6 protein-coding genes and 2 pseudogenes are annotated in these 6,785 nt (G+C 31.0%); all 8 read right to left on the bottom strand.

Annotation, left to right across the window (positions count from 1 at the left end; all coding sequences use genetic code 11):
- Positions 1-517 precede the first annotated feature (517 nt).
- Entirely contained in the window at positions 518-1,168 is a 651-nt protein-coding gene (locus KHW44_RS04805) for a hypothetical protein (protein WP_154272109.1), read from the bottom strand.
- Positions 1,169-1,474: 306 nt separating this feature from the next.
- Complete coding sequence (locus KHW44_RS04800) at positions 1,475-2,224, bottom strand: nucleoside phosphorylase (RefSeq protein ID WP_304066626.1); 750 nt, start codon at positions 2,222-2,224, stop codon at positions 1,475-1,477.
- A 153-nt stretch (positions 2,225-2,377) separates the two neighbouring features.
- A complete protein-coding gene (locus KHW44_RS04795; RefSeq protein ID WP_154271848.1) occupies positions 2,378-2,806 on the bottom strand; it encodes a hypothetical protein in 429 nt (142 codons plus the stop codon).
- 352 nt (positions 2,807-3,158) lie between these two features.
- Complete coding sequence (locus tag KHW44_RS04790) at positions 3,159-4,187, bottom strand: LD-carboxypeptidase (protein ID WP_304066620.1); 1,029 nt, start codon at positions 4,185-4,187, stop codon at positions 3,159-3,161.
- Positions 4,188-4,388: 201 nt separating this feature from the next.
- The gene (locus KHW44_RS04785; protein WP_304066617.1) at positions 4,389-5,012 is read right to left on the bottom strand and encodes a DUF6037 family protein; all 624 of its coding nucleotides are present in this window, start codon (positions 5,010-5,012) and stop codon (positions 4,389-4,391) included.
- An 11-nt stretch (positions 5,013-5,023) separates the two neighbouring features.
- Positions 5,024-5,497, bottom strand: a pseudogene (locus KHW44_RS04780) (TIGR02391 family protein).
- 48 nt (positions 5,498-5,545) lie between these two features.
- Positions 5,546-5,818 carry a type II toxin-antitoxin system RelB/DinJ family antitoxin gene (locus KHW44_RS04775; RefSeq protein WP_304066615.1) on the bottom strand — a complete coding sequence of 91 codons (273 nt, stop codon included), beginning with the start codon at positions 5,816-5,818 and terminating at the stop codon, positions 5,546-5,548.
- A 315-nt stretch (positions 5,819-6,133) separates the two neighbouring features.
- Positions 6,134-6,785 (bottom strand): annotated as a pseudogene (locus KHW44_RS04770) (recombinase family protein); the annotation flags it as partial.

Genomic DNA, 6,785 nt, shown 5'->3' with positions numbered 1-6,785 from the left:
TACACTCACTTCTTAGAAAAAAAGAGCAGCCTTTTAAGCTACTCTTGTAGAAAGTACAAAATGAGTTAATTATATTTTTTGTGTTTCCTCATACCAGTTACAAAACTACTCTTACGTCCATATAGTTTTTTTGAGTCTTTTTTACATATCCTTCTTTATCTTTTTCAAATACAAAATGCTTATAAAACTGCTTAAAATGCAGGATTTCTAAATTTACATCTTTTATATTAACGCTACAGCTTCAGCAGTCGATTTCTGCCAATCAAAGCTTCCTATTCGGTCGCTTCTCTTGGGAAATCTTTGCATGGGACCTGCCTCTACTTTTCAGTGTAGCTTCGCTTCTTGACAAGTAGGGTTAGGGCTTCAACATGAAACGAGTGAACACTAAGTATGTCAAGTAGCTACGTTCGTATGTAGGAACATATCCATGAACTTTTTAACGATAGCTTAAGGTTATCGTTAAAAGGTATTACCTCGACAAACTGGAATTTCTTATGTTCTTTTCCTATATTATGCTTTACGATATTCTCCATTTACCATCTGGGAATTGAGTTAATGATCCTATTTCTTCTGAAATGAGATTTCCCGCCTTGTCTTTAACACGTATTTTTTCATAGTAAGTGCAGTCTTTTGTTATCTCATCATTTTCAATACCTTCCTCAATCCAGACACTTATGTAAATTTTTTCATCATCTATACAAAGAACACTTTCATTTACCTCTAATTTTATTTCAAAAGATTCGGGATAATAGCATACAAAGCTTTCATCCTGACTCGTAATATGCACACCTTCTCCGATTAATCTAATGTTGTAAAGATTAACTTCATCAATAGATAAATCTGTTATCTTTTCTAGTTCTAAACTTGATGATACTCGATATAGATTAACCTTATTATCATCATAGTCTACTTGTAAAAAATAAATCATACCATCACTAAATAATGGCATTTGATAAATAACATTTTTCTTTTTCTTAAATGGGATATAAACTTTGCTTTCTTGCAAATCATATAAATAAAGTACTGAACCTTGATAACCTCCATGTTCTTGCCAATCTTTTAATTCCCAGCTATCTGTAAAATCACTTAACCCGTAAGCATAGCGTTCTGTTCCATTTAATAAATCTGGGGTTATTCCATTTATAATAGGTAGTCGAATAATATCCATATTTGTCTCCTTGCGTTTTTATAGTTTATTTTTTCAATATAAATTCAAATTTATATCATCCTTCTATACTTCTTGATGCTACGACATTTTCACAAAACTTCTAACTATATATTAATATTTAGTACATCAATTTGATATATTTAAACCATTTTATCAACAAATCATGCTGCGGTAATATTTTGTTTAGTAGAAAAATATGTAAAAATACTACTATTCTTTTGTTTGTATTGTTGTCGCTTATTTTTCTTTAGTATATGAGTTTATACTCAATACATTTAATCTCTTATAATCTCATTATAATTTATCTTATATTTCTTTTAAAAATTTTAATGCCAAATACAATTTTCCAAGATCATGGTTGGCATTATGGAGTCCTTCGACCTCATAACAGCTCTCATCTAATATATCTCCTGCTTCAAGAAAGTTATAAAGTTCAAATCTATAAAAATCACAAGCTGCTTGAACACCTGCAAGCTCCATTTCTACTGCTATACATCCTTCTGCCTTTCTCTTTGAAACGAGTCCGCGTGTCTCACGAAGCATAACATCTGTATTCCAGACATTTCCCTTAGTGTAGGGAGCTTTTTCCTTGATAAAAAATTCTTCAAGCTTATCATGGTTTTTAATAGCAATATAATCAGAAGGCGCCGCATAATAATAAGATGCTCCTTCACCTCTATAAGCCTCTGTTGGTATAATGTACTTTCCAAAAGTTTTTTCTTTATCAAGACTGCCACAAGATCCAAACATAATAAATTTATTTGCACCTGTAATCCAATTAACTTCTACACAATCTCCTGAAGCAAGAGCCGAACCCATCATAGTAAGATAAAATACAAATTCTTGACCTTCAAATCTACTTTTATATACTGGTCTTGACCCATTTACAGATCCTATATTTCCAATTTCTTCGCATTCAAAATTATCAAGCAAATATTCTATTATGCTTTTTGAATATATTATCAAACATTTTTCTGCAATATTTTTCTTTTCTCCATAAAAGTCTTTTAGACTGATAAGTGGCTCTGTGTCTTTATCAAAACTATCTATTATCATAGTTTCACCTCTTAACTTATATACTATTTTATAGCAATCACATTACCTTGACAACAACACAATTGATTCAGCCGTCGAATCTTGCCAATCGAAGCACCTTCTAAATTTAAGTATAAGAAAAGCACCTACTTTTGTAGATGCTAAAATTATTTATTATTCCGGAACTATTACCATTTCTGAGTCATTATTTACAAATGCATAAATTGGGTATCCAAAACCATCATTACTTTCTATTACATATTCAACTAATAATCTAATAAAAAATTCAATCCAATCTTGCGATGGTTTTTCCGCTCCCTCTTCTTGTTCTGTTATCCAAATTCTCGATGCTAATTTCAAATCTTTCTTATAAAGCGCTATTCCTAAAGTTGAATTGTAAAAATCAAAAGAACAATTGAAAATTATTAAATCATCTTCTTCATTGTCTCTTAAAACATCTTCTTTTATATCATCGGGAATACTCCCTATGGTAATCATTACCCTCCCCAATATCTTACCGGATTCTTTTTCAAACTTCTCAATTTTACCTTGCTCTATAAGTGAGTCTTCTAATCTTTTAAAAGATGATGGGTCTATTAACATTTCGACTTCTCCTTTAATAAAATTTACTATTTTAACTTGTCTTTATATCTATACCCATATTAAAAAACAATCAATCCTCTATCATCATAAACTGATTGATTTTCAGCCATTAAGAACATTCCTACTCATCTATACTAGACATCAATACCTCACTCTCAGAGGTCGTTTTCTTACAAATCGATGTCCTTTAATAGCATCTCTTGAAGATTCTTGGCTTGAGTGATCAGTATGAATAATTTTCAATGTTTTTCAAAAATCTCGTATGGGTAATAGCTCAATCAGTAAATATCTTGTAATATATTACGTCATTCGAAAGTAAAGAAAAACAACTCATAGCTCAGCTCAATTTTGTTTAATAACTAAAGGAGATCATTTGTTTACTTACATTTACTTCTGCTTCTACCCCAAAAGGAATTATACATCTTGGAGTTGAGTGTCCAATATTTATATTATAGACAATAGGTAAATCTTTATTAGTGATTTCTTCTAATAAAATAGATTTATACTCCTCGTAATAGATTTCATTTTGAGGTTTTCCTACTAATACTCCTGCTAATACATCAAATAATCCGTAGTCTTTTAGAGCACGTATCATTTTCCAATATAAATCTGGTTTTGATTTTTCTTCGCTTGATTCTATTAGTAAAATCTTATTCTCCCATTCCTCAAGGGTTGGAAATAAATTATATTTGCTACAAATTTCTACTGTATCGTTAAATCTAGAATTATCGAACATATCATATATTGTTTCTATGCATCCGCCTAAAATTTTTCCACTAAATATAGGATTTCCTCTTAAAAGCTCAAAACCGGTATTAGGATGACTTTTCATTTCTACTCCAATAGCTTTATCGCCAAAATCTTCCCTTGCCTCATACCAAACTTCACTAGGATGTATCTCATTTATTTTTCCTGTTTTTATAAGTTCCAAAAAGTATTTTTCTGTATAAGCTAACATATTAGCAGATAGTTCGCACACATCGGGCAAGAAAGCCTGACCATAAAATGTTCTTATGCCAAGCTTATTTAGCATAAAGTGATTCATTGTTGAGTCAGAAAAGCCTAAAAAAAGTTTTTGTTTAACAATATTTTTTAATCTATCTCTTTCAAATAAATAAGGAGCTAATCTATAGGTATCTTCTCCACCAATAGCACATAAAATCATATCAATAGTGTCATCTTCAAAAGCAAGCAGCAAATCATCTGCCCTAGCTTCCGGATGATTCTTTAAAAAATCAATGCCTTTCAAAGAATTAGGTAAAAACTCTATTTCGACTCCTAGCTTATTTAATCTGTCTATTCCTATTTTTATTTCATGCTCAACAAAACTTTCTCCCAAAACACCACTTGATAAGCTCACAACTCCAATTTTCTTTATCATTATTTCCTCCAAATTTCTAAATAAAGTAGAAATATCCTATGTTCTTATTTTCTTGACATCAATACTACACTCTCAACGTGGCTCGATATGACAGTAAGTATGTCAAAGCCACATTTCTGCCTTTGCCTCTAAGTGGAAACATATCCACAGGAATTTTTCTGTACATGGGAACATATCTATTCAAACAAGCAAAAGAATGTTTTAATCAAATTTACACTTTTTCATTTTTCCTGTTTTTTGCCCAGGCATTGTTCCATATATAATGGTAATATCCGTATCCTTTGTCGCTGAATATATTGCTGGATATAACTGTCTTGTTTTTAATAAGTTCTTGTTTGTCCTATGGTATTTATCTTTTGGTAGCATTGGGTTCTTTGCATGAACAACCTCCCAATTTTTAATTCCAATCGGAAATATTCCATCGCTATCAGTATCTATTCTATCATATTTCAAAATTGTTCTTCGCACATTATCTGATAAGCTATATTCGAACGGGATTTTATTATTTAAATGAATCACAAAATCCTTTATGCTAAATTGTCCTTTACCTCTTCCAATATCGAAATAATCTGCAAATTCTTTGTATTTCTCATTTCCTTCTATGGTAAAACGATATCCTTTCTTTATTGGAATGGATAACATATCACCATGACCTCTTTTTATAAAAACCAATTTCCAAAGTTCAGAATCTCTTGTGTCAAAAATCACATCTGATACTATTCCGTTATATGTATATTCAAACGTACCAATTTGCACATTGATTTTTCGCATAGATAAATAAAATGTTTTTAGTGCTTCTATGCTATCACTATAATAAAATTCCATGTACTTCCTCCTCATATTTTTCCCGGCATTTTATGACACTCATCTAAATACTTATGTGCAAAAGAAATCAAAGTTAAAATATCAAGTGCCTTGTCTTCATCAACCTTCCAATTAATCTTAGGCGTATGTGCTACTGGATTTCTTACTAGATGGAAAATTGCCTCCATTAATTCTTTCAGTCAAATAAATTCACTTATCTCACTGTCCGTCTTCATACTATTAAAAAACAAATAAGGATCATTTTTAGAAAAAGCAGTCTGAAACAATGTACCACCATCTGTGGTTAATCCAGTAATATCTCGTACTCTTTGTGCCAGTCCCTTAGCAGCTTCAAAGACAGCATCATAATAATCTTTTTGCAAATAATCTTTGATGCAATATTTTTGAACCTCACTGTGTATTGCTCTATTATAAAATTGCCGTTGCAAACTATTTACTCTTCTATCGACTTCATCAAGAGTTTTCGCCTGCACCACTTCGATCATTTTACCTTATTTTGTTACCTCAAGACCTGCTAATAATAGAACTTTATTTTATACTTCAAGGGCTTTCCTCAAGTCATCCATATTATCATAGGATTTCACTTTCGTATCTTTAGCTATCATTCTTCCTTCTTCAATCGCTTTTATAGTTTCATCATTTGGAACATCAAGTTTTAAATCGAAAGGAATGCCACTCTCTCTAATACTTGCCCTTAAAAACATGTTAATTGCAGTGGTCATATTTAAACCTAAACTGGAGTAGATTTTTTCTGCTGCTTCTTTTATTTCTTTATCTGTTCTTATATTCAAATTTGTTGTAGCCATATCCTCATCTCCTTTGACCTTATTGTATATCAAAGTTCGTGCTTTGTCAATACATTATCATTATTAAATGTTTTTACATTTTATATAACATATGTAACGAATCCTTACTCCCTTCAATAAAAGAAGAGCAGCTTTTTACGCTACTCTTGTAGAAAGTACAAAATGAGTTTATATTATTTTTTGTGTTTCCTCATACTAGTCTCAAAACTACTCTTACGTCCATGTAGTTTTTTTGAGTCTTTTTGACATATACTTCTTCATCTTTATCAAAGATAAAATGATTATAAAACTGCTTGAAATGCAGGATTTCTAAATTTACATCTTTTGTATCAGCACTATCGTCTCAACTTGTTTATCATTGTCCAAACTTATATTCAAGTCGTCGTCTATAATTGGGAGCTTGAAAGTAATTGATTTTAGCCATTGTCCGTTAGGTTGTTTTTCTTCATAAACTTGAATTTCAGAAATCAAAGCTGTAATTAACTGCCTACGCTCTACATCATTCATGACTTTATAGAGTTTATCAAAATAGATCAGAACCTTATATATGTTATCTCCTGTGAGTTTTTCAGCTTCAATAGTCTGTTTCTTTGCTTTCGCATCAATTAGTGATGATTCTAATTCATCTATTTTGTCATACATGCGATAAAGTCTATCGTCTAAATCCTGTTTTCTTCTCTTATAATGCTTATCTTCAACATCTAAATTATCTATTTCCTCAATTAGCTTAAACTTTGTAGAATGACTCTTCCTCAATTCCTTTTGGTAATTATCTATTTCTTTTTCTATTTCAGAGGTATCCACCTTCATGTTGATTTTTTCTTGCATCATAGAAGCAAATTTCGGATTACTTACTATCTTTACAATCACCTCTGCAACAGCATCATCTAACAATTCTTCTCTAATTTGCTTACGGAAAGTACACTTATGACCTCTTATCATCTGCCTATGTTTACAACCATAGTAA

The sequence above is a fragment of the Finegoldia magna genome (genome assembly GCF_018371055.1).
In the GTDB taxonomy this organism is placed as follows: Bacteria; Bacillota; Clostridia; order Tissierellales; family Peptoniphilaceae; genus Finegoldia; species Finegoldia magna_I.
The sequence above is the reverse complement of the archived record's forward strand: the minus strand, read 5'-3'. Positions and strand labels throughout refer to the sequence as shown.

Bases quoted from the DNA above. Each gene is read 5' to 3' on its own strand.
- KHW44_RS04775 (WP_304066615.1), bottom strand. From the start codon at position 5,818: ATGGCTACAACAAATTTGAATATAAGAACAGATAAAGAAATAAAAGAA.
- KHW44_RS04805 (WP_154272109.1), bottom strand. From the start codon at position 1,168: ATGGATATTATTCGACTACCTATTATAAATGGAATAACCCCAGATTTA.
- KHW44_RS04785 (WP_304066617.1), bottom strand. From the start codon at position 5,012: ATGGAATTTTATTATAGTGATAGCATAGAAGCACTAAAAACATTTTAT.
- KHW44_RS04790 (WP_304066620.1), bottom strand. From the start codon at position 4,187: ATGATAAAGAAAATTGGAGTTGTGAGCTTATCAAGTGGTGTTTTGGGA.
- KHW44_RS04795 (WP_154271848.1), bottom strand. From the start codon at position 2,806: ATGTTAATAGACCCATCATCTTTTAAAAGATTAGAAGACTCACTTATA.
- KHW44_RS04800 (WP_304066626.1), bottom strand. From the start codon at position 2,224: ATGATAATAGATAGTTTTGATAAAGACACAGAGCCACTTATCAGTCTA.